Here is a 548-nt window from a genome sequence, read left to right on the forward strand (position 1 = left end):
ATGTGCCGGTGGATCCGTCGTATCCGGTGGAGCGGTTGCGGTATGTGATGGAGGATGCGGCCCCGCAGGTCCTGCTGACCGCGGGTTCGGTGGTCGACTCCGTGCCCACCGTCGATGGGGTTGCGGTCGTGCTGGTCGACGAACTCGACCCCGACGGACCCGCGCAGCGGCTGCGACCGGAGGAGCGGCTGGGCGAGGTCACCGGGGCGACCTCCGCCTACGTCATCTACACGTCCGGCTCGACGGGCAAGCCCAAGGGCGTCGTCATCCCGCATCGGAACGTCCTGCGACTGCTCGAGCGGACCCGGTCGGTCTACGACTTCGGCCCGTCGGACGTCTGGACGATGTTCCACTCCTTCGCGTTCGACTTCTCGGTCTGGGAGCTGTGGGGCGCGCTGCTGTTCGGCGGCCGGTTAGTCGTCGTCGACCAGCTGACCACCCGCTCGCCGGAGGCCTTCGCCCAACTCGTCATCGACGAGGGCGTGACGGTGCTCAACCAAACCCCCTCCGCCTTCTACCAATTGGACGAAGCCGTCCGGGTCGGCGAT

1 protein-coding gene is annotated in these 548 nt (G+C 67.9%); it reads left to right on the forward strand.

Annotated features, from left to right (window positions below; translation table 11 throughout):
* A partial coding sequence (locus tag MB1_RS24785; RefSeq protein WP_157084416.1) for an AMP-binding protein occupies nt 1-548 on the forward strand: 548 nt, incomplete at both ends.

Source organism: Millisia brevis NBRC 105863, assembly GCF_001552615.1.
Classification (GTDB): Bacteria; Actinomycetota; Actinomycetes; order Mycobacteriales; family Mycobacteriaceae; genus Millisia; species Millisia brevis.